This is a genomic window from Apilactobacillus apisilvae, from assembly GCF_023380225.1.
Taxonomy (GTDB): domain Bacteria; phylum Bacillota; class Bacilli; order Lactobacillales; family Lactobacillaceae; genus Apilactobacillus; species Apilactobacillus apisilvae.
In genome coordinates, this window is the sequence record NZ_CP093362.1 from 618470 (window position 1) to 642721 (window position 24252).

22 protein-coding genes and 1 tRNA gene are annotated in these 24252 nt (G+C 30.7%); 5 read left to right on the forward strand and 18 right to left on the reverse strand.

What is annotated here, in order from left to right; genetic code table 11:
- The first annotated feature begins 72 nt into the window (after positions 1 to 72).
- Both MOO46_RS03190 and MOO46_RS03195 read left to right on the forward strand, forming a co-directional pair.
- Positions 73 to 1008, forward strand: coding sequence for a glycosyltransferase family 2 protein (locus tag MOO46_RS03190; protein ID WP_249511548.1), 936 nt, complete (start codon positions 73 to 75; stop codon positions 1006 to 1008).
- A 1-nt stretch (position 1009) separates the two neighbouring features.
- On the forward strand, positions 1010 to 1429 hold the full coding sequence (locus MOO46_RS03195) for a GtrA family protein (RefSeq protein ID WP_249511549.1): 420 nt from the start codon (positions 1010 to 1012) through the stop codon (positions 1427 to 1429).
- A 36-nt stretch (positions 1430 to 1465) separates the two neighbouring features.
- Here MOO46_RS03195 and MOO46_RS03200 read toward each other — a convergent pair whose 3' ends face one another.
- Entirely contained in the window at positions 1466 to 2821 is a 1356-nt protein-coding gene (locus MOO46_RS03200) for a gluconate:H+ symporter (protein WP_249511550.1), read from the reverse strand.
- A 239-nt stretch (positions 2822 to 3060) separates the two neighbouring features.
- On the opposite strand from MOO46_RS03200, the gene rbsU reads away from it, so the two are divergent.
- Positions 3061 to 3939: a ribose/proton symporter RbsU gene (rbsU, locus tag MOO46_RS03205; protein ID WP_249511551.1), complete on the forward strand. Its 879-nt coding sequence runs from the start codon at positions 3061 to 3063 to the stop codon at positions 3937 to 3939.
- 102 nt (positions 3940 to 4041) lie between these two features.
- On the opposite strand, the gene MOO46_RS03210 is transcribed toward rbsU, so the two are convergent.
- The 10 genes from MOO46_RS03210 to MOO46_RS03255 all read right to left on the reverse strand — a co-directional run bounded on the left by MOO46_RS03210 (position 4042) and on the right by MOO46_RS03255 (position 12093).
- Positions 4042 to 4755, reverse strand: coding sequence for a winged helix-turn-helix transcriptional regulator (locus MOO46_RS03210; protein ID WP_249511552.1), 714 nt, complete (start codon positions 4753 to 4755; stop codon positions 4042 to 4044).
- 20 nt (positions 4756 to 4775) lie between these two features.
- Entirely contained in the window at positions 4776 to 5483 is a 708-nt protein-coding gene (phoU, locus tag MOO46_RS03215) for a phosphate signaling complex protein PhoU (protein WP_249511553.1), read from the reverse strand.
- 12 nt (positions 5484 to 5495) lie between these two features.
- Positions 5496 to 6251, reverse strand: a complete 756-nt coding sequence (pstB, locus tag MOO46_RS03220; RefSeq protein ID WP_249511554.1) for a phosphate ABC transporter ATP-binding protein PstB — start codon at positions 6249 to 6251, stop codon at positions 5496 to 5498.
- An 8-nt stretch (positions 6252 to 6259) separates the two neighbouring features.
- On the reverse strand, positions 6260 to 7054 hold the full coding sequence (pstB, locus tag MOO46_RS03225; RefSeq protein ID WP_249511555.1) for a phosphate ABC transporter ATP-binding protein PstB: 795 nt from the start codon (positions 7052 to 7054) through the stop codon (positions 6260 to 6262).
- A 13-nt stretch (positions 7055 to 7067) separates the two neighbouring features.
- Positions 7068 to 7955, reverse strand: a complete 888-nt coding sequence (pstA, locus tag MOO46_RS03230) for a phosphate ABC transporter permease PstA (RefSeq protein ID WP_249511556.1) — start codon at positions 7953 to 7955, stop codon at positions 7068 to 7070.
- On the reverse strand, positions 7955 to 8872 hold the full coding sequence (gene pstC, locus MOO46_RS03235; protein WP_249511557.1) for a phosphate ABC transporter permease subunit PstC: 918 nt from the start codon (positions 8870 to 8872) through the stop codon (positions 7955 to 7957). Before pstC ends, pstA begins: the two co-directional genes overlap by 1 nt.
- 50 nt (positions 8873 to 8922) lie before the next feature.
- Complete coding sequence (locus MOO46_RS03240; protein ID WP_249511558.1) at positions 8923 to 9786, reverse strand: phosphate ABC transporter substrate-binding protein PstS family protein; 864 nt, start codon at positions 9784 to 9786, stop codon at positions 8923 to 8925.
- 151 nt (positions 9787 to 9937) lie between these two features.
- A tRNA-Arg gene (locus MOO46_RS03245) sits at positions 9938 to 10010 on the reverse strand.
- Positions 10011 to 10056: 46 nt separating this feature from the next.
- Entirely contained in the window at positions 10057 to 11394 is a 1338-nt protein-coding gene (locus MOO46_RS03250; protein ID WP_249511559.1) for a DEAD/DEAH box helicase, read from the reverse strand.
- Between the two features lie 66 nt (positions 11395 to 11460).
- On the reverse strand, positions 11461 to 12093 hold the full coding sequence (locus MOO46_RS03255) for a GH25 family lysozyme (protein ID WP_249511560.1): 633 nt from the start codon (positions 12091 to 12093) through the stop codon (positions 11461 to 11463).
- Positions 12094 to 12389: 296 nt separating this feature from the next.
- On the opposite strand from MOO46_RS03255, the gene gntK reads away from it, so the two are divergent.
- Both gntK and MOO46_RS03265 read left to right on the forward strand, forming a co-directional pair.
- The gene (gene gntK, locus MOO46_RS03260; RefSeq protein WP_249511561.1) at positions 12390 to 13937 is read left to right on the forward strand and encodes a gluconokinase; all 1548 of its coding nucleotides are present in this window, start codon (positions 12390 to 12392) and stop codon (positions 13935 to 13937) included.
- 66 nt (positions 13938 to 14003) lie between these two features.
- Positions 14004 to 15329: an APC family permease gene (locus MOO46_RS03265; protein ID WP_249511562.1), complete on the forward strand. Its 1326-nt coding sequence runs from the start codon at positions 14004 to 14006 to the stop codon at positions 15327 to 15329.
- A gap of 36 nt (positions 15330 to 15365) precedes the next feature.
- On the opposite strand, the gene rlmD is transcribed toward MOO46_RS03265, so the two are convergent.
- From rlmD to ligA, 7 genes are all read right to left on the reverse strand, one after another.
- A complete protein-coding gene (gene rlmD / locus MOO46_RS03270) occupies positions 15366 to 16733 on the reverse strand; it encodes a 23S rRNA (uracil(1939)-C(5))-methyltransferase RlmD (RefSeq protein WP_249511563.1) in 1368 nt (455 codons plus the stop codon).
- Between the two features lie 80 nt (positions 16734 to 16813).
- Positions 16814 to 17794: a diacylglycerol kinase gene (locus MOO46_RS03275; protein ID WP_249511564.1), complete on the reverse strand. Its 981-nt coding sequence runs from the start codon at positions 17792 to 17794 to the stop codon at positions 16814 to 16816.
- 20 nt (positions 17795 to 17814) lie between these two features.
- Positions 17815 to 19236, reverse strand: a complete 1422-nt coding sequence (gene gatB / locus MOO46_RS03280; protein WP_249511565.1) for an Asp-tRNA(Asn)/Glu-tRNA(Gln) amidotransferase subunit GatB — start codon at positions 19234 to 19236, stop codon at positions 17815 to 17817.
- Positions 19236 to 20696 carry an Asp-tRNA(Asn)/Glu-tRNA(Gln) amidotransferase subunit GatA gene (gene gatA / locus MOO46_RS03285; protein ID WP_249511566.1) on the reverse strand — a complete coding sequence of 487 codons (1461 nt, stop codon included), beginning with the start codon at positions 20694 to 20696 and terminating at the stop codon, positions 19236 to 19238. The genes gatB and gatA overlap by 1 nt, the downstream gene beginning before the upstream one ends.
- A 3-nt stretch (positions 20697 to 20699) precedes the next feature.
- Entirely contained in the window at positions 20700 to 21005 is a 306-nt protein-coding gene (gene gatC, locus MOO46_RS03290; protein WP_249511567.1) for an Asp-tRNA(Asn)/Glu-tRNA(Gln) amidotransferase subunit GatC, read from the reverse strand.
- 78 nt (positions 21006 to 21083) lie between these two features.
- Positions 21084 to 22160, reverse strand: coding sequence for a CamS family sex pheromone protein (locus MOO46_RS03295; RefSeq protein WP_249511690.1), 1077 nt, complete (start codon positions 22158 to 22160; stop codon positions 21084 to 21086).
- Between the two features lie 51 nt (positions 22161 to 22211).
- Complete coding sequence (ligA, locus tag MOO46_RS03300) at positions 22212 to 24221, reverse strand: NAD-dependent DNA ligase LigA (RefSeq protein ID WP_249511691.1); 2010 nt, start codon at positions 24219 to 24221, stop codon at positions 22212 to 22214.
- Positions 24222 to 24252 lie beyond the last annotated feature (31 nt).

Here is a 24252-nt window from a genome sequence, read left to right on the forward strand (position 1 = left end):
TTTTTAATAAACAAGTATAAAGAATCAATTGATATGGTAAAATGAACATAGATTAATTTGGAGGTTAATAAAGTGGAAACTATCGGTTTAATTGTTCCTTGTTATAATGAGGAACCATCTATTGAACTATTTTACGAAGAAGTAGAACGCGTTTTTCATGAAATGAAACAAAATAATTTGAATTACCATCACGAATATTGGTTTATTAATGATGGTTCTTCTGACAAAACCTTAAGTATTATTAAAAATTTAAATAAAAAAGATGAAGATGTTCACTACGTGTCATTTTCTAGAAATTTTGGTAAAGAATCTGCAATGGCTGCTGGTCTAGATAATGTTGGTGGCGACTATGTTGCTGTTATGGATGTGGATTTACAAGATCCACCTGCACTACTACCTAAAATGATTAAGTACATAAAAGAAGATAACTATGATGTTGTTGGTTGTGTTCAAAAAACTAGAAAACAAAATCCCATTAGAGCATTTCTTTCTTCCAGTTTTTATAAGATAATTAACAAAATGTCAGATGTGGAAATTAAACAAAATGTCAGAGATTATCGTTTAATGACTAGACAATATGTTGATAATGTTTTAAAACTTAAAGAATATAATCGATTTACTAAAGGAATTTTTAGTTGGGTTGGATTTAATACAAAATACATTGAATATGATGGTGTTGAACGTGCTGCAGGAACTTCTCATTGGTCATTATATCAACTATTAGAGTATTCTTTAGAAGGAATTGTCGACTTTTCTGATGTACCATTAAAGATAGCTACTTGGGTCGGTGGAACCTCATTTTTCCTATCAATTTTAGGTTTAATTTTTGTTATCTTTAGAGCTATTCTTTTAGGTGGTTCTGTTGCCGGATGGCCTTCAATGGTATCAATAATTTTACTAATTAATGGAATTCAGCTATTCTGTTTAGGGATTGTTGGTAATTATATTGGTAAAATATATTTAGAAACAAAGCATCGTCCAAAATATATTGTAAAAGAGAAAAAATAAATTGAAATTTTTAATCCAATTATTTAAAAACAATAAAGAAGTTATCGCATACTTATTTTGGGGAGTACTTACAACCGTTGTTGATTTAATTGTTGCATTTCTATTAAATCAGTATACTAACGTAAATATTTTTTGGAATACAGCAATTGCTTGGTTTGCTAGTGTATTATTCGCTTTCTTTACTAATCGTAAATGGGTGTTTCATTCTAAAGCAAATACTTGGCAAGAAGTGCTTACTGAAATGAAATCATTCACTTTAGGTCGAGTAACTTCATGGATATTAGAAGAAGCTATTATTTGGGTTGGTCAAACATTAATGCATGGTAGTTTTAATGTAGTAAAAATTCTTGCTCAAATTTTAGTAATTATTTTTAACTACTTCTGGTCTAAGTTTATTGTTTTTATAAATCATGATAAATAAAAAGCTAATCACAATTGTGATTAGCTTTTTTTAGTCTTAATGAATAAATAGACTTAATAGCAATACCATTAGTAATCCGATAACGGATATTAATGTTTCTAAAGTAGTCCAAATTTTTAAAGTTTGTTTTACACTTAAATCAAAATATTCTTTAAACATCCAAAAGCCAGCATCATTAACATGTGAAGCAGCCAATGAACCTGCCCCAATTGCTAAAGCCATTAATACTGGATTAACGTTTAGTGAATGCATTAAAGGTGTAACTAACCCGGCGGCAGTCATTCCAGCAACTGTAGCTGATCCAAGAGAAACTCTTAAAATCACAGCAATCAACCATCCTAAAAGGATTGGAGATAAATTAGCATGTGCCATCATTTGTTGAACTGCTTTACCTACTCCACCATCAATTAAAATTTGTTTAAAAGCTGATCCTCCACCAATTACCATCAATAACATCGCAATAGATTTAATAGCTTCAGTAACAGTATTAGTAATGTCTTCCATCTTTTTACCACGACGGAATCCCATTGACCAAATTGCAAACAGCAACGTCACAATCATAGCAATTACTGGGTTCCCAATCATTGAAACAAATGCATCTAATCCATGTGGATTAGGTTGTGCTTTACCACCATTAAACAACATATCATAAACTGTTGAAATAGCCATTAAAATAACTGGTAGTAAAGAAGTAAAGGCCGCCATTCCAAAACTAGGTGTATCTTTCAAATCATATTCTTTAATTTCACCAAAAGCTGGTAATGATTTTTTTACGACAAATGTTTCAGGAGCAAATTTTTTAGCTAATTTAGTAAAAATTGGTCCAGCAACAATAACTCCTGGAATTGCAACAATAATGCCCAATAATAACATTTGACCAATGTTAGCGCCTAAAGCAGAAGCAACCGCAGTTGGTGCTGGTTGTGGCGGTAAAAATCCTTGAGTTGCAGATAAAGCGGCAGCCATTGGAATTCCTAAATAAACAAATGGAACTTCAGCTTCTAGAGCAACCGCAAAAACAATTGGTGTCAATAAAACTAAACCTACCTCAAAGAATAATGACATACCAATAATAAAAGAAGCTACTACAATTGCAAATTGCAATTTTCTTTTACCAAACCAACTAATAAGAGTTCTAGCAATTCGATAAGAACCTCCAGCATCGGAAACTAGTCGACCAATCATTGCTCCAAAACCAAAAACAATAACTAGTTCACCTAACGATCCACCAATTCCATTTTTAATAGAAGTAGCAATATTAGCTGGATTCATTCCTAAACCTAAAGCCACTAAGACTGAAGTAACTATTAATGAAATAAATGTATTCAATTTACATTTAATAATTAAAAATAATAATAACAATATTCCTAATACTAAAACAACAAATGGCATTTGATTATACCTAACCTTTCCTTTGTTTTTTTTGTGAAAGCGTTTTATAATATCAATAAAGTAATATTATCATATTTATAAACTTAATGAAATCGTTTTCATTAATTAAAAAAATAAATTAGAATACATATCACTGTATTGTACTTTTCAAGCATTTTGTATATCTAATGAATAGTATTTATGATATTATTTTTAAATATCTACTTATTTCAAATAAATATTATTGAGGAGGAATAACTTTGAGCGCTATTGCTTTATTAATTGGCCTAGGGCCATTATTAGGATGGGGATTATTCCCAACTGTATCTGCCAAATTTGGGGGTAAACCAACTAATCAAATTTTTGGTGCTACTCTTGGTACCTTGATTTTTGCTTTTATTTATTTATTGATATCTGGAAATAATATGCCAACTGGAACAAAATTCCTCTTATCATTATTATCTGGTGCTGGATGGTCATTTGGTCAAATTATGTCATTTAAATCATTTAAGTTGATTGGATCTTCTCGTGTAATGCCTATTACAACTGCTTTACAATTAATTGTTACTGCACTATGGGGAGTTTTTGCACTAGGTAATTGGCAAGGCACTTCCAACAGAATCATTGGATTTATTGCTTTAATTGTAATTATAATTGGTGCAACTATGACTGCTTGGCAAGAACATTCAGATGCACAAAGTTCAACTAATTTAAAAAAGGCTGTTGGATTATTATTGATTGGTGTAATCGGTTATTGGTTATATTCTGCCGCACCACAAGCTGCTCAAATTAATGGTAAAGAAGCTTTCCTACCACAAGCTTTAGGGATGTTCTTAACCGCTTTAATTTATTGTTTAATAAATGTTAAAAACAACAATATTTTTAAACAAAAAGAATCCTACTTACAAATTATTTCTGGCTTCTTCTTTGCCTTTGCTGCATTAACATACTTAATTTCTGCTCAACCAAATATGAATGGTTTAGCTACTGGATTTGTGCTTTCACAAACATCTGTAGTTCTAGCCACATTAACTGGTATTTACTTCTTGCATGAAAACAAGACTAACAAAGAACTAATTATTACTATTTTAGGTTTAGTTTTCATTATTGCAGCTGCAACTACTACTGCATTTCTTTAAAATAAAAAGATAAAAAGGACACCTTATAATGGAGTTCCTTATAAAAGTTATTTTTAAATGATTAACTTTTGTAAGGCAGTTCAAAAAAGGTGTCCTTTTATTTTAGTTTAAAATATATCCAAATCCTCTAACAGTCTTTATATTAACTTCATTACCGGGCAATGATTTTAATTTATCTCTTAAATGACTAACATGCATATCAACAATCCTAGATGAAATAAAAATATCAGAATTATTTCTATCTTCTCTCCATACTCCGCTAAAAATTTGTTCTCTGCTCAAAACCTGATTATTGTGTCTAACCATGTAATAAAAAATGTTAAATTCTTTAGGTGTTAAATCCAATTTTTTTTCACGATATTTAACTTGAAAATATTTTAAGCTTATTTCAAAATTTTTATAAGTTTCTTTACGAATTTTTTGCGATTCATTATTGATTAGGTAGGTATACAACTCAATTTTATGAAAAGTACGTTTTAAAATTCGTTTAGCAGTTAATACAGAAGAAATATAGTCATCAATCTTTAAATCAAAAAGTTCTTGCTCATGGTCTTCATTATACTTATTTGAAACAATAATAATTGGCTTAGTAAAACTACTTCTAATTTTTTTAATTACATCAATATTATCTTTAAAGCTATCTACGATGGATAAATCATAAATAATAGCTATAATATTATCCTTTTTAAGAAAAAAATTTATATCCTCTAAATTAATATTATTTAAATTACTAATAAATATACCATTATTAGCTGCTAAATTACTAATTTGAGATGATAGCTTCAAGTTATTCGTAATTAATAAAATGTTCTTCATAGAAATAGTTCACTTCCTGGTTATTTTAGTTCTTGTTTTAATTCCTTAGCAATTAGCTCTGGCTCTATTTTACCAGGATTTAACTCAACTATCTTGCCTGTTGCATTATAAACAATCCATTCAGATAAATTAACTATATGATCGCCAATTCTTTCAAGTAATCTAACAACCATTAAATAACTAGTAACTAGTTCAATTTTATTTTGATCTTTTTCAATATTATCAATAATAATATTTTTAGCTAAAACAAACTTTTTATCAATTAATAAATCTTCTTCAGCTATCAAACGAGCTGCCTGTTCATCTTCATGAACATAAGCATCTAAAGAATATTCTAACATTCCTCGAATTTTTAATGACATTTGATTAATTGCTTCATTAACATCCGGCATTCTATTCTTGGTGTTCAAACGTAATGTTTCACGAGCAATAGTTGAGGCATGATCACCAATTCTTTCTAAATCCGAACTGGCCTTCAATAATGATATAATTGCTCTAAAATTATTAGCGACTGGTTGCTTTAATGCTATTAAATTAAGTGATTCTTTTTCTAAATCAACTTCTTCATCATTAATTTTACTATCTTTTTTAACAATTTTGTTAGCCAAAACTTGATCATTATCAGTAAATGATTTAATTGACTGATAAATTTGATCGCTAACTGTAATCCCCATCTTCATATAGGTACGTTGTAATTTTTTTAGTTCATTTAAGAATGATTCATTCATAATAATTTCCCCCTATCCAAATTCACCATTTAAATAATCACTAGTTTTTTGCTTATTAGGATTAATAAACATTTTTTTGGTTGAATCGTATTCAATTAAATCACCGTTTAATAAAAATGCAGTCTTATCAGAAATTCTAGAAGCTTGTTGCATATTATGAGTAACCATAATAATAGTAAAATCTTTTTTCAAATTAACTAAAGTATCTTCAATTTTAGAACTAGAAATTGGATCCAATGCACTGGTAGGTTCATCCATCAAGATAATTTTAGGCTTTACCGCTAAAACTCTGGCGATGCAAATTCTTTGCTGTTGTCCACCTGAAAAAGATAATGCACTTTTATTTAAATCATCTTTAACTTCATCCCAAATGGCAGCTTCTTTTAAACTATTTTCAACGATTTTATCAATTTTATCTTTATCCTTCATTCCTGATATTTTTAAACCGTAAGCTACATTATCATACACAGAAAAAGGAAATGGATTAGGTTGTTGAAAAACCATCCCGATATTTTTACGTAACTCGGTTAAATCAGTTGATGGTGCATAAATATCTTCGTCTTGAAACTTAAAGCTGCCATTAATTGTCACATTGGGTCTTAAATCATTCATTCGATTCAAGCATCTCAAGAAAGTTGATTTTCCACAACCAGATGGACCAATTAGTGCGGTAATTTCATTTTCATTAAAACTTAAATCAAAACCATGCAAGGCCTCAGATTCACCGTAATATAAATGAACGTTTTCTGTTTGTAAAATACTTGTCATGTTATCACCTATCCAAAATTACCAGAAATATAATCTTCAGTCGCTTTAATTTTAGGGTTTGTAAAAATGTTAGCAGTCTTATCAAATTCTAAAACGTGTCCAGAATGAAAAAAGGCTGTATAATCACTAACTCGTGATGCTTGTTGCATATTATGAGTAACAATGATTACTGTATATTTATCTTTTAAATTTTTGAGAGTTTCTTCTACTTTAGAGGTCGATATCGGATCTAAAGCACTTGCAGGCTCATCTAATAATAAAATATCAGGTTTCATTGCAATGGTTCTAGCAATACATAGTCTTTGGGCTTGTCCACCTGAAAGTGATAAAGCACTTTTATCCAATTTATCTTTAACTTCATCCCATAAAGCCGCTTCTTTTAAGCTACTTTCCACTCTTTGATTCAATTCATTTTTATTTTTAATACCATGTTTTTTTAAGGCAAACGTTATATTATCACGAATTGTTTTAGCAAATGGGTTTGGTCTTTGAAAAACCATTCCAATATGTTTTCTAACTTCGTAAACATTAACTCCTTTAGTATTGATATCTACATCACGGTACATAATATTACCATCAACTTTTGCGACTGTGTCATTCATCCGATTTAAGCATCTTAGAAAAGTTGATTTTCCAGATCCAGATGAACCGATTAGCGCAGTAATACTAAATCGAGGAAATTCTAAATCAGCATTAAAAATTGAATGATGAGTACCATAAAATACATTGATTTTTTTTGCAGCAATTGCTTTTTCGTTATCAAACTTGGCGATAAAATTTTCATTTAAGTTATATGTTTTCATTGATATCCCTCATTTAACTATTAGAAGTCATTTTCTTATACAAAAGACGACCTAACCAATGGGCCGATAAATTAAAGATTAGTATTACAATAATTAAAACTGCTGATGATCCACTAGAAACTAGATTAGCATCTGGGGTAATTCCTTCAGAATTAACTTTCCAAATATGAACGGCTAAAGTTTCGGCTGGTCGCATTGGATTTAAAAAACTATTATCAGAAAAGATATTCCAGTTTGCATAATCAATAATTGGTGCACTTTGACCAGCTGTGTAAATTAATGCAGCTGCCTCACCAAAAACTCTTCCAGCACTTAAAATAATTCCAGTAATAATTCCAGGAACTGCAGCTGGTAAAACAATCCCCATGATTGTTTTCCAGTTCGATAAACCTAATGATAAACCAGCCTCCCTTTGTAGATTAGAAACTGATTTTAGTGAATCTTCAATATTTCTTGTTAATAAAGGTAAATTAAAGAATGTTAGTGCAATGGCACCAGACAGAATTGAGAATCCAATATGCATTTGAACTACGAATAATAGGTAACAAAATAATCCAACTACTACTGAAGGCAATGAGCTTAGGACTTCAATTGTCGTTCTAATAACATCAGTAATCCAATTTTTTGGAGCATATTCTGCCAAATAAATTCCAGATCCTAAAGCAATTGGAAAAGATAACAATAATGTTAAAAATAATAAGTAAACTGAATTAAATAACTGATCTCTAATTCCGCCACCTGCTAAAAATGATTGAGATTTTGCGGTTAAGAAGTGCCAAGAAATATGTGGAACTCCAGTAACCAAAATATAACCAATTAATGATATTAAAATTGCAACCACTAATGCTACAAATGAGTAAATAACACCAATTGCAATTTTATTAGTTGTCTTTGGATTCATTATTTTAGATTACCTCGCTTTCCAATCATTTTGACAATAATATTAAATACTAGTGACATTAATAACAATACTAATGCCAAAGACCATAGTGCATTGTTTCCGAGAGTGCCCATTACTGTATTACCAATTCCAGTTGTTAACTGACTAGTTAATGTTGAAGATGGAGTCAATAGGCTTTTAGGCATTAGCGTAGCATTTCCAATCACCATTTGAACTGCTAATGCTTCACCAAAAGCTCTTGCCATTCCAAAGATAATAGCTGTTAAAATTCCCGGTGTTGCTGACCTTAAAATAACTTTATAAATGGTTTGCCAACGAGTAGCACCTAATGCCAAAGAAGCATCGGAGAGGTACTTAGGAACAGCATTCAAACTGTCAACAGTTAATGAAGTGATTGTTGGTAACACCATTACGAATAAAACCAATGTGGCTGACAAAATACCAAAACCTGTTCCGCCAAAAATATTTCTCACAATTGGTACAATAATTGTTAATCCTAAGAATCCATAAACTACTGATGGAATTCCAACTAACATTTCAATAATTATTTGTAAAAATTTACGACCTCTTTTAGGAGCTATGACTGACATGTAAATACCGATTGCAATTGCAAATGGAGTTGCTAATAATGCTGAAAAAATGGTTACCCCAAAAGATGTCACAATCATTGGTAAAGCACCAACCTCAGGTTTACCATCTTTTCCAATCGATGATGGAGACCAGTCTTGCTTAGTTAAAAAATCTAAAATATTAATATTATTAGTAGTAAATGTAGATAACCCCTTTGAAATTATGAAATAAAGAATTAATGTAACTAATAAAATAATAAAACCAATGCTTAAATAACTAATTCCTTTGCCTAATCTATCTTGCCTAGTTTCTTTGGATGGCATTAATAGTTTTTTCTTTATCTCCATAGATAAACCTCCATAATTTAAAATGATTAGTTTCATCATTTTGTTAAAAACTATTCAATAATTTTGTTTTTATCATCTTTAGTAACTTTCATATTATGAATACTAATGTAACCTAACTTTTTAACCAATGAATTTTGCACATTCTTTGATTGAACATATTCTAAAAATTTTTTAGTCTCTTTATTAATATCTTTATTAGTATACATATGTTCATAAGACCAGATTTTCCAAGAGTTATCTTCTACATTTTTATCATTAGGTTGAATATTATCAATAGATACAGGTTGCAATGTTTTATCAATAAAAGAAAATGCTAAATAACTAATTGCTCCAGGTGTACTTGCAACGATTCTTTTAACCGTACCATTAGAATCTTGTTCTTGTGATTTAATCGCCGATTTTCCCTTTAAGACATTATCTTCAAAAGTTGCTCTAGTACCGCTACCTTTAACACGATTAATAACTTCAATCTTTTGATTTTTACCACCAACTTGTTTCCAATTCTGAATTTCACCAGTGAATATAGCTCTTAATTGACTCATTGATAAATTTTTTACACCAATTGATTTATTCAAAACTGGTGCCATGCCAACAACAGCAACTTTATGATCAATCATCTTTTTAGCATCAATTCCGTTTTGATTTTCAGCAAATACATCTGAATTACCAATGGTTACAGCCTTTGATTGTAATTGGCTAAGTCCAGTTCCTGATCCGCCACCTTGAACTGTAATTGAAACGTTATTATTACCTTCCTGATATTCATTAGCAGTTTCTTCAACTAGTGGTTGTAAGGCCGTAGAGCCTACTACCGTAATTTTAGTTTTAGAACTACTACTGCCACAAGCTGTTAACAATGCACCAGAAATAATAAAGACCGAAATAATAGCTATAAATTTTTTTAAATTTAACATAATGAAGCCTCCCCATAAGACTTAATCTAAATTACAAACAAATTATAACAATCGTTTGTAAATATAATATGGTTTTTATGTAAATTTTATGTAAATTTTTTATAAAAATAAAAGAAGCTGTTCATAATTAAATGAACAGCTTCTTTATTTATGACCTCACTCGGAATCGAACCGAGATCAGCCGCTTAGGAGGCGGTCGCCCTATCCAGTTGTGCTATGAGGCCATATACAACAATTATAATTGTCGCATTTAATAAACACAATGTAAAGTTATTTAGAGTTTCTACTATCTAAATTACGCCACTTTTTGCGCATCCCTTTATTCTTAGTATGCTTGTTTTTCTTTTTACTCTTTTTAGAAGGATTAGATTCAATATGTTTAGTCCGATTAACTTTTTTAGGACTAGGAATAACTTTATTTTGCGCACTTTTTTTATTTTCTTGTCGTTTAATTGCTTCACGTTGCTTACGTTCTTTTTCTGCTTTAATAAATGATTCTGGAATTTCATCCACTATTTTATTTTTAAAGAAATAAATTGGATTTAAATCATAATCATATCCTTTTAATAAGTTTTTTAGATCTCTTAAATCATGATCATCACCAAAATTTATAACTAAACCATTCTCACCCATTCGACCAGTACGACCAACTCGATGAATATATTCAATTGCTTGATCAGGTAAGTCATAGTTAACAACTGCTGGCAACTTGGGTACATCTAATCCACGTGCAGCGACATCAGTAGTAAAAAGTAACTTAATTCGTCCTAATCGAAAATCATTCATTGCTTTTTCACGTTTATTTTGATTTTGATCACTAGTTAGTTTAGCAACACCCGTGTAATGATTATGAATGAAATAACTATAAGTCTTATTCAAATCAACAGTTTGATTGAAAAAGACTAAGGCTTTAAATTCAGAAATGTGTTGAAAACGAGCTAACATTTTATTACGATTCCCACGTAAAACTTGCATCAATCCATGTTTAACTTCACCTTGTGTATGATCTTCAGAACGCACATCAATTATATGGATTTCACGATTTCCAAACCAATGGCCTAATTCTTTTAAAATTTCAGTTTCGGTAGCTGAAAAAAATTCTAGTTGAATTTCAGACATCATTGAATCAACGATTTCTCTAACAGTCGTTAAAGTTTCACCTTGTAATAGATCATCAGCTTCATCAATAATCAAAGTTTTAAATAAATGAGTTTTTAACTTTTTATCATCAATTAAGTTTTTTAAACGACCGGCCGTTCCAACAATAACTTCTGGATGCTTCTTTAAGCGTTCGGTTTGTCGCTTAATATTAGCTCCACCAGTTAATGCCAAAACTTTTAGGCCTAAAAGATTAGCCCAATTTCTAGCTATTCTAGCAGTCTGAATAGCTAATTCTTGTGATGGTTCTATAATCATCAATTGACTACCTTCATTTGGCTTTAAATTAGCTAAACTGGGCATTAAAAATGCGACTGTTTTACCAGAACCGGTTGGAGATAATCCTAATACACTATGATTTTTTTCAATTAGCGGATAAACTTTTGATTGAATTAAGGTTGGTTGTTCATAACCTAATTTTTTAAAATATTTTTCAAATTGCTGTAACATTTATTTCACCTATTTTTATTATTAATACTTAATTTTACCAAATATCACTGATTATTTCAGATAAAATTATTGATCACGTGTTTTCATTAAATAATGTTCCCAACTTTTCTTATTACCATTAAATGCAACTTGATTCAATGATACATTAGAACCGTCAATATTCATGGAACTATTGTTACTAATTGATATAAAAGACGAACTAGATAGCTTATTTAAACTGAATAGACTAAGATACGATTTGCCATTTTTTAAAAGTTTATTAAAAATATTTTCACTAGTATTAACGACTATATCACTATTATAATAATGATGAACTAAGTACAAAAATTTAGATAGACTATTAATTTGCTTATTGGTTAAATTATTATTTGCCATTATTAAAGGAGGAATTGAACCATAATTTGAGCCAACTTCATTCGTAAAATTGGTTAATTGACTTTTAATATTGCTTTGAGTACTAAAAACATGATAGGCACCTATTTGCATCCCTGATCCTTGACTACGACTAAAATTATCATAAAAGTTATCATCAGTATATGTAGATCCCTGACTAGCCCTAATATAAACAAATTTTTGATTATCATTAGCTAAAGATACAAAATCAATATAACCATCATATTGGCTGACAAGAACACCCTTTACTGCGTAATTATTTTTAGTTTGATTATGGTAAATATTAATACTAATGTAAGTAAGCATAATTATTAATAAAATAATAATTATAAATATAAGTCTATGATGTTTATTATTTTTTAAATGATATAATTCTTTTCTAGTTTGGATTGTAAATCACCTTACTTAATAAAAACTAATTTATAATTTATTATAAAACTACTTAAATAACTTGAATAGAACCTTTGTTTTCAATATAATGAAAGCGTTAAACAATAATTCAATAATGACTTTTATTTACAATTTCATTATAATAGTAACCGCTATTAAATAGTTAGTGAATAAATAATTTTATTCTGTTAATACCGAAAGGAAGTTTAAATATGAACTACATCATAGGTGTAGATATTGGTACTACCAGTGTTAAAACCCTATTATATGACACTGAAGGTAACGTTAAAGGTTACTCAAATAATGGATATCCTTTGTATCAAGATACCCCTGATATGGCCGAAGAAGATCCAGAAGAAATTTTCTCTGCTATGATTTCAGGTCTTACATCAGTTTTAAGAAAAGCTGACTTAAAACATGGTACTCTAAAAGGAGTATCATTTTCATGTGCAATGCACAGTTTAATTTTATTAGATGAAAACCATAAACCATTAACTCGTGCAGTTACTTGGGCAGATAATCGTTCCGTTGATTATGCTGATCAATTGAAAGAATCCGGTAAAGCAAAAGAACTATATGAAAGAACTGGTACCCCAGTTCATCCCATGACTCCATTAACTAAGATTATGTGGATTAGGGATCATAAAAAAGAATTATATGACAAAGCAAGTTGGTTTGTCGGAATTAAAGAATATATTTTATATAAACTATTTGGTGAATTAAAAGAAGACTACTCAATTGCTAATGCAACCGGTATGTTTAATATCTTCAATATGGACTGGGATGAAGAAGCCCTTAAACTAACTGGTGTTTCTAGAGACCAACTTCCTGAATTAGTTGATACAACTTATCAATTAAAAGGTTTAAATAAAGCATATGCTAAAGTAATTGGTATTGATGAAAATGTTCCTTTTGTCATTGGTGCTTCTGATGGTCCTCTAGCTAACCTAGGTGTTGATGCAATTAATCCTGGTGTAGTAGCTGTTACTATCGGTACTTCTGGTGCTGTGCGTGTTGTAACTGATAAACCTAAGATTGATCCTAAAGGCCGTGTATTCTGCTACTATCTATCACCTGGTAAATGGGTTGTTGGTGGTCCAGTTAATAATGGTGGGATTGTTTTCCGTTGGGTTAAAAACCAACTATGTGCTCCGGAAAAAGTTACTGCTGAGCAATTAAATATGGATCCTTACGATTTATTAACTAAAATTGCAGAACAAGTTCCTGCAGGTTCAGATGGATTGATTTTCCATCCATTCTTGGGTGGTGAAAGAGCACCTATCTGGGATGCGAATGCACGTGGATCTTTCTTTGGTCTCACTAGAATTCATACTAGAGCACATATGATTCGTGCTGCACTAGAAGGCATTGTATATAACTTATATACAGTAAGTTTAGCACTAGAAGAAGTTGTGGGTGCACCAACAAGCATTCAAGCAACTGGTGGATTTGCTCGTTCAGGATTATGGCGTCAAATGTTAGCCGATATCTTTGAACAAGACGTTAATATTCCAGAAAGTTTCGAAGGTACTGCCTTAGGTGCTGCAACTCTTGGAATGTACAGTTTAGGAATTATTGATGACTTAGCTGATGTTAAAAACTTTGTCGGTATTACTAATGCTCTTAAACCTAAGCCCGAAAATTATGAAGCATATCGTGAATTAGTTCCAATTTATATCCGCTTAAGTCGTCAATTACAAAGTGAATATAAAAATATTGCTGAATTTCAACGTAAGCATGATATTGCAAAAAACAAATAAATAAAAATGTGGTTTGATGCTTTAGCATCAGCCTTTTTTTATTAAAAACTATTGGAGGAAAAAATAGTGCAAGAAAATGAATTAAAACGCGGTATAGGAATGATGGCTGCATTAGCAACAGTTATGGGAACTGTAATTGGTGGTGGTGTATTTTTTAAAACCGCTAGTGTTGTACAAAGCACACATTCCTTTACATTAACTGTATTAGCATGGATTGTTGGTGGACTCTTAACAATTTGTGCTGGATTAACAGTTTCTGAATTAGCGGCAGCAATTCCTAAAACTGGTGGAGCCATTAAATATTTAGATTACACTTATGGTCCATTGACTGGTTTCTCAATGGGTTGGGCACAAATATTAATTTATTATCCAGCCAATATTGCGGCAGAATCGATTGTTTTTTCCACTCAAATAATTAATCTTTTTCATTTGCAAGGTGGTCTATTAAATCCAATTGCCATTACCTGTGCATTAAGTATTTTACTAATTAACTTAATGGGTTCGAAAATTAGTGGTAATGTACAAACTGTATCATTAATTTTTAAACTAATTCCAATTTTTATTATTGCTATTATTGGATTCTTTATTCCTGGAGAAGTTCATGTATCATTATTCCCAATTGCCCCTACTAACCATGATGGTTTATGGACAGCTTTTGGATCAGGATTATTAGCCACTATGTTTGCTTATGATGGATGGATTGGTGTTTGTGATGTCGCTGGGGAAATTAAAAATCCTAAGAAGAATTTACCAAAAGCTATTATTTTAGGATTAAGTTTTATTACTATAATCTATACATTAATTAATGTTGTATTTCTAAAAACATTACCAATTGATCAAATTGCTGGTAATCAAAATACTGCATCTGAAGCAGCCATTAAATTATTTGGAGAATTTGGTGGTAAATTAGTTACTATTGGTATTTTGATTTCGGTATATGGATCATTAAATGGATATACCCTTAGTGGAATGAGAATTCCATATGCAATGGGTAAAACTAAATCATTACCATTTAGTGAAGCATTTACTAAGTTAACAAAAAAGACTTTAGTACCTTACGTTGCTGGTATTTTCCAATTATTAATTGCTATCATTATGATTTTTGCTGGGAGCTTTGATTTACTAACTGATATGTTAGTATTTGTTATGTGGATATTTAACTGTCTATTATTCATTGCGGTATTTAAACTTCGTCATAAAGAACCTGAAATGATTAGACCATATAAAGTTCCATGGTATCCCATCATCCCTATTATTGCTCTAATAGGTGGTATTTTTATCTTATTTGCTACGATTATAGCTCAAACTACGCTAGCAGTAATTGGTATTTTACTAACATTAATCGGAGTTCCAGTTTATTATTTACAACAAAGACATCTAAATAAAAACTAAACTAAAAAAGATTGAAGAAATATCTTCAATCTTTTTTTATTTCTTTTCAAAAACAGTAACTGATTCAATATGCACAGTTTGAGGAAATTGATCAACTGGTTGAACTGGTTCAGATATTTCATAACCATAATCTGCTAATCTTCTAGCATCACGAACCAATGTAGATGGATTACATGAAACATAAACAATTCGCTTAGGTGCAAACTTAGCTGCACTATCAATAAATGATGATGCAAGTCCCTTACGTGGTGGGTCAACAACAATTACATCTGGTTTTAGACCTTGTGATTGCCATTTTTCCATTTGATCTTCAGCTTTGCCAGTAACAAACTTAGCATTATTTATATGATTCTTTTGTGCATTAATTTTAGCGTCTTCAATTGCTTCCTTAACAATTTCAACACCATAAACCATTTTGGCTTTTTTGGCCATTGCTAATGAAATTGTACCAATTCCACAATAAGCATCAATAACATTTTGGGTGCCATCTAAATTAGCTTTTTCAACTGCTAATGAATATAATTTTTCAGTTTGAATTGGATTAACTTGATAAAAAGAAGTTAATGAAATATAAAATTTTAATCCTAATAAATTATCTTCAATATGTGAGCTACCATATAAGCAAATAGTTTTTTTACCCATTAATGCATTTCCATCGGTTAAATTAATATTTTGCATAATACTCTTAACTTCTGGTAATGATTGAGAAATTTCTTTAGTAATCATATCAACCATTGGTAGCTTTTTAGTACGAGTAATCAAACCAATCATAATTTGATGACTGTAATGACCGCGTCTAACCATAATATTTCGAATAACTCCACTATGATTAACTTCATCATAAGGAGAAACATGATATTTTCTTAAAATATCTCTAACTACAACAATCGCTTTATCGATTTCTGGGTCTTGAATATAGAAATCTTCAATTGGTACCAAGTCATGAGAGTGTTGGCGATAAAAACCTGTTTCTAATTGACCATTAATCTTCTTAACGGGAATTTGTGCTTTATTACGATAATGATTAGGTGTTTCCATACCAATAGTTGGAAGTACCTTAATTCCCATTTTGGCTTTATCAAATAACTGTTGAATTTGATTTTGTTTAAATTGCAACTGAGCATCATATTTCAAATGTTGTAACGGCGCAATACCAGTTCTAGTATAATCTTTATCAACACTTTCAACTCTATATTTAGATGATTTAATTAACTTAATTAACTTACCAAAGCCAAAATTTTTGTTAACCTTAATAACCTTAATTGTAGCTTCTTCGCCGGGCAAGGTATTTTCAATAAAAATTGAAAAATCATTTATTTTAGCTAATCCCATTCCCTGATATGTTAAATCAATAATATTAACATCATAAGTTTCATTTTTTTCTACTGGTGCTTTATTTTTCATATTTTCCCCTTTAGTAAACAAAAAAGTTTTGTCGTATCTTTATCATATAATACAACAAAACTTTTCATTTTAAAAATAAATTAAGATAATTTATCAACTTTATCAATAAATTTTTTTTCAACTTTTACTTCATCATAACTAATTGATTTTGTAGGCATTTCATCCATATTTGCATATACTTCGATGTGTTGTTTTAAATCTTTAAATGTCATTGGTGCATCTCCACCATATTCTCCATCTAGATTAATTTGCATTTTATCTTTAATTGGATTAGCAATTAATTTACTAGTTTTAGTATAAATGATTCTAGGATCATTTATATGACGACCACCACTAATGACTTTGGCCAAAAGTTGAACAATTTCAACAATATTACTAGTTTTAACAATAATCATTGTAAAATTACCATCATCTAATCTAGCATCTGGGACAATTTGCTCTAATCCACCAATCGAGTTAGTCATTGCTAATAAAAACATTGAGGCTTTGCCTTTGAAATGACCACCATCATATTCTAAGTCCATATCAATGGGCTTTATTCTAGGTAATAATTCAGCACCCCTTACAAGATATGCTAAATAACCAAAAATAGTTTTTAATTCTGAAGGAACATCATAAGTTAATTCAGTTAGCAATCCTCCACCAGCAATATTAACGAAATACTTATTAGCAGCTTTACCAATATCCATTTTAAAATTTTGTTTCTTTAAAACAATTTTAGCAGCAGCAACTGGATTTTCTCTAGGAATATGCAATGCTCTAGCAAAATCATTAGTTGTTCCAGCAGGAATAATAGCCAACTGGGGACGTTTTTCTAAAGGCGCAATTCCATTAATAATTTCATTAATAGTACCATCGCCACCAGCAGCAACAACTAAATCAAAGCCAGCTAAACTAACTCTTTTAGCTTCATCCCTTGCTGAAAATGGTTTAGGAGTTGTAGCGTATGCACTAGTTTCAAAACCAGCTTTTTCAAAAACACCGAGTATATCAATCATATTCTGTTTTAACGCTTCACGTCCAGATGTTGGATTGTATATTACACGTGCTCTTTTTTGCATTCTAAATTCCCCTAATCCTATTATTTATTCATTGAAGCCATTAATAATTTATTTACAACCTGTGGATTAGCTTTACCACGAGTTTGTTTCATAATTTGACCAACTAAGAAACCAATTGCACGATCTTTACCATTATGAAAATCCTCAATGGATTGTGGATTATTTGATAATACATCATCGATAATTGGTTGTAATTTGGCTGGATCAGATAATTGAACCATTCCATTATCGTTAACAAATTTCTTAGGCTCTTTACCCTCAGTAATTCCTTTAAATACTTTCTTAGCCATTTTACTAGAAATTGTCTTATCTTCAATTAACTTAATCATAGTAGTTAAGTTTTCTGGAGTGATTTCAGTCTCAGATAAATCAACTTGCTTATCATTTAGGTATGCATTGACATTACCTTGTAAATAATTAGATGCCATTTTAGGATCAGCACCTAATTCAATCATATTATCAAAGAAATCAGACATTTCTTTTGTTTGTGTTAATACCATTGCATCATAGTCGGTTAAACCTAATTTATTAACGTAACGCTCACGACGATTATTAGGCATTTCGGGAATATTAGAATTGATTTCATTAATCCACTTATCTGAAATATTTAGAGATGGTAGATCAGGTTCTGGGAAATATCTATAATCATCAGAACCTTCCTTAACACGCATTAAAATGGTAGTACCGTTATTTTCATCAAAACGTCTAGTTTGTTGTTGAATCTTACCACCAGACATTAAAATTTGACGTTGACGTTTTTCTTCGTAAGCTAAACCTTTACGAACATAGTTAAATGAGTTTAGGTTTTTTAATTCCACCTTAGTACCAAATTCTTTTTGTCCATATGGTCGAATTGAGATATTAACGTCAACACGCATAGAACCTTCTTCCATCTTAACATCAGAAATGCCAGTGAAAAGAATTCTTTGTCTTAAGGCTTCAAGATAAGCATAAGCTTCATCTGGAGATGCAATATCAGGCTTTGAAACAATTTCAATTAAAGGAGTCCCTTGACGGTTCAAATCAACGTAAGAGTAATTCTTACCATGACTATTTTTACCAGCATCTTCTTCAATATGCATTTCATCAATCCCAATTTTCTTCTTTTTACCATCAACTTCAATTTCAATCCAACCATCAGTTGCATCTGGGGTATCTTGTTGAGTAATTTGATAAGCTTTAGGATTATCAGGATAAAAGTAATTTTTACGATCAAAATGAGGATGTTGGTTTACATTAGCATGTAAAGCTAAAGCAGCAATAATACCATCCTTAACTACTCCTTTATTGGTAGTAGGCAAAACACCAGGATATCCCCAATCAATAACATTAGTATTTAGGTTAGATTCTGCACCATAACCAACAGGAGAAGGACTAAAAATTTTAGAGTTAGTCTTTAATTCAACATGGACTTCTAGCCCAATTGTAGTTTCGAAATTCATTATTTGTCTCCTCCAATCTTAGGATATTGATTATGAAAATCAGTATTTTGTTCAAAAGCATAGGCAGCTTTATACATAGTAGTTTCATCAAATGGCTTACCGATCAATTGCATTCCAATTGGAAGTTCATTTGAGAACCCAGCAGGTAATGACATTCCAGGTAATCCAGCCATATTGACAGGAATAGTTAAAACATCATTCATATACATAGTTAAAGGATCTTTGTTTTCATCTTTACCAAATGCTGTCGTTGGTGTAGTTGGTGTAAGAATTAAATCATAATCTTGGAATACATTTTGAAAATCCTTTGTTATTAATGTTCTTACTTCAGCGGCTTTCTTGAAGTAAGCATCAAAGAAGCCAGCTGATAATGAATAAGTTCCTAACATAATACGACGTTTTACTTCGTCACCAAAACCTTCTGAACGACTTTTTACATATAACTGTTCAAGATTTTTAGCAGCTTCAGAACGATATCCATAACGGATTCCATCAAATCTTTGTAAATTAGAAGATGCTTCTGAAGGAGCAATGATGTAGTAAGCAGCTACTCCATATTTACTATGTGGTAAAGATACTTCTTCAACAGTTGCACCCATTTCACGATACTTATCTGCAGCAGCTTGGATAGAATTACGGACATCTTCACTAACACCTTCACCAAGGTATTCTTTAGGTAAACCAATCTTCATACCCTTAACACCTGCATCAATGTCCTTAGTGAAATCAGGTACTTCTTTGTCTGAACTAGTTAAATCATGTTCATCATGTCCAGCAATAGCATTTAAAACTAGTGCATTATCATAAACATTATTAGTTAAGGGACCAATTTGATCAAAACTAGATGCAAAAGCAATTAATCCCCATCTAGAAACACGACCATATGTAGGTTTCATACCTACAATTCCATTAAATGCAGCTGGTTGTCTAATGGATCCACCTGTATCTGAACCTAAAGCTGCTAAAACATCACCAGCAGCCACAGAAGCTGCTGATCCACCAGAAGAACCACCAGGAACTTTATCTAAATTCCAGGGATTGTTAGTGTCACCATAATATGATGTTTCAGTAGAACTTCCCATAGCAAATTCGTCCATATTAGTTTTACCAATGCTAACAGTATCTGCATCTAGCATCTTATTTACAGCAGTTCCATTAATAATCGGTTTAAAATTAGATAACATCTTTGAACCAGCTGAGGTTAAAACACCCTTAGTTAGCATATTATCTTTCATTGCTACTGGAATACCTGATAGTACATTATCTGGATTAATACCGCGCTTATCAATTTCTTGAGCACGTTTAATTGCATTTTCTTCATCGATTGTAATAAATGCATTAATATCTTTTTCATTATTTTTAGTATTTTGAATAGCTTCTTTAGTTAATTCTTCAGCAGTAACATCGCCTTTAACTAAACTTTCATGGATACTAGCAATATCTTTTCCTAAAAAGTTCATCTATTAATCCTCACTTTCATCAATAATTGTAGGTGTTCGGATTAGACCATCAGCAACGTCAGGAGCATTTTTCAATAATTGATCTCTTTCTCCCCAGTTGTCAGCAACGTCTTCTCTCATAACATTAATTTGATCAGTTACACTAAATGTTGGTTCAATATCATTAGTATCAACCTCATTTAATGAGTCGAAAATTCCCATGATATTATCTAATTGATCGGTAAAATAAGGTAGTTGTTCATCTGTTAATTCTAATTTAGCCAATGAAGCAACATGACTTACGGTGTCTTTACTTATTTTTTCAGACATTGAATAGCTCCTTCTTTCATTCATCTTTAAAATAATTCATACTTATAAAAACATTTTAACACAATCTTTTAATTAATTTTAATAACTAGTGAAAACATGGGTATAGAAATTATTACTCCCTGTTTTTCTAGATAGAAAACTTTGCATTCCTTCTGTCGAACTAATTTGAATATCAATTGGAATATTATTTGGTAAATATTTATTAGCCGTACTATTTACATATTGGGTAAAACTAATAATTTCACTTTGCCCATAAAATTGTGTAGTAATGTTAACATGCATTCCCCTGAGTTGTCCGTCTACATAATGTGCTTGTGCAGTAACCCCACTCAAGTTAGGAAAGAATTTTTGAATTTGGTTCTTAAAGTTTTCAAAAGCATTCTCATCATTACTATTAACACCTTTACTTGTTTCATCAGGTAAAACATAGTTTTTTACATTTAAAGATTTCCAATCACTGTTTTTAATGTTATTACCATTATTAACGGAAGAAGCAAAAAAGTTACCGCCCACTAAACTATCATTAGGAGCCTGTTTGTAAAGTGCAAAAACAATTGGAATATTCTTTAATTCTTTACGCTTTCTTAAACGTTGCAAAATTTTGTCAGCAATTTCTTTTCCTTGTTTAACAATATCTTTTTCGTTAAGAGTTTTTTGGTAAACAGCCCCATAGGCTTCTTTACGATAATAATAAATTGAGTTAATACCCAATCCAATTGTCATACCCTTAATTTTCAAAGAATCATGATCTTCAGTCATAAAATCTTGTTCATCCATTTGTTGTAGATATAAAGGCTCTTTACTATCTTTTCCTTCAGGATTCAATCCATCTGGATTACTTTTACTTTTACGACCTAACCAATTTTCAACTGTATCAGTATTAATATATTGACCTTCTTGTAAAATATAATCATCAGTTGGGAAATGATCCTTTGAAATGCTTAATAATCCATTTTCAAATCCTTTAAGATTTAATTGATTATCATTTTGTTGAACGGAAACACCACGTGACTTACTGGTCAAATAGTGACCCTTTTTAATTACACCTTGATAATAATTACTGTTAGTTTGAGAAATAACTTGCGTTCCTGAAGAACTATTTTCATTATTATTTTTGTTATTTCCACAAGCTGCTAGAAAAACAGTTGTAAACATCACCAAGAATAATACTTTTAATTTATTCAATTTGCTTGCCTCCACAAAAGATTAATTGTTATTCATTTCATCAATGAATTTATTTTCATCCCAAATTAATAGGTTTAATTTTTGTGCTTTATCCATCTTACTACCAGCATCTTTTCCTGCAATCAATAAATCAGTATTTTTTGAAACACTACTAGTAACCTTAGCACCATGATTTTCTAACCAAGATACTGCTTTTGGACGACTCATTTGTGATAGTTTTCCAGTTAGAACAATCGTTTTTTTATTAAAGAATGAAGATTCAATATTACTTGAATTTAATTGTGATTCTTTATATTCCATATTAATACCTAATTCTTCAAATTCTTGTATTAATTTATTAGCTTCGGGGTTTTTAAAATAAGTCACAATGCTTTTCGAAATGGTATTACCAATTGTATTAATTGAAGAAATATCATCAATTTTGGCACTAGCTAAACTTTTAATACTTTTAAAATGTTTGGAGATAATTTTAGCTGCCTTAGCACCAACATGACGAATACCTAAACCAAATAATAATCGTTCCATAGAATTACTTCGACTATTATCAATAGCAGTTAAAAGATTATTAGCTGATTTAGAACCAAACTTATCTAAAGTCTCTAATTCATCACGATTAAGTTTATACAAACTAGCCGTATCATCTAAAAAGCCTTTATCAAAAAGTTGTTGAACAATCTTAGGACCTAATCCATCAATATTCATTGCATTGCGAGAAGCAAAATGATTAATTTGTTCAGTTAACTGTGCTGGGCATTTAGGATTAATACAACGCAAAGCAACTTCACCATCTAAATGAACTAGTTCATCACCACAAGATGGACATTTGCTTGGAATAATGTAAGGTTCTAAATTTTTAGGACGCTTACTTGGAATATATTCAGAAATTTCTGGGATAATATCTCCTGCTTTGTGTAACTTAACCGTATCACCAACTCGAACTGCTTTTTCTTCCAAATAGTCTGAATTATGCAAAGATGCCTTTGAAACTATCGTACCAGCTAATTGAACAGGGTCCATAATCGCAGTTGGTGTCACTACCCCAGTTCTACCAACAGTCCATTCAATATTTTTTAACTTAGTTTCAACTTCTTCTGGAGGAAATTTAAAAGCAATCGCCCATTTGGGCACTTTAACTGTTGCACCAATTTCTTTTTGTAATTCTAAATTATTTTCTTTAATAACAATTCCATCAATACCATAACTTAGATTATCACGTTGACCAGTATATTTATCAATATAATTATTAATATCATACATATTTTTAACAACTTCATAAGTTGGATTAATATTAAAACCTAAATATTTTAATTCGGATAACAATCCAGATTGGGTATTAGTATTTAAATCATCATAATTAGCAACATTATACATAAAGGTACTTAAATTACGACTAGCTGTGACTTTAGAATCTAATTGTCTTAAACTTCCTGCAGCAGCATTTCTAGGATTAGCAAAAACATTTTCACCATCACGCTCACGTTGTTCATTTAGTTTAGCAAAAGATTCTTTAGGCATATAACATTCACCACGTACTTCAATATTAATTGGTCGCGTTAGTTTATGTGGAATCGATTTAATCGTTTTTAAATTATTAGTAATATCTTCACCAATAGTACCATTACCTCTAGTCGATCCTTGAACTAATTTACCATTTTGATAACGTAAAGATATTGCTAATCCGTCAATCTTTAATTCACAATTATATTCAGTGATTTGAGAATAATTTTTATTTAAATTATTAACAAATTCTGCTAATTCTTGCTTAGAAAAAACATCCCCTAGTGATAACATTGGAATCTCATGATGAACTTTATCAAAGCCAGGCAAAGTTTGCGATCCAACATGTTGAGTTGGTGAATCTGAAGTAATCAGATTAGGATTTTGTGTTTCCAAAATTTGCAATTGACGATAATTATCATCATATACACTGTCTTCAACACTTGGTTGGTCATTATAGTAATATTGACGGCTCCATAAATTTAATTGATCTTTAAGCTCAGAATATTCTTTCTTTAGGTCTGAATCACTCATATTATTAAATGTTTTATCTGACAATTTAATT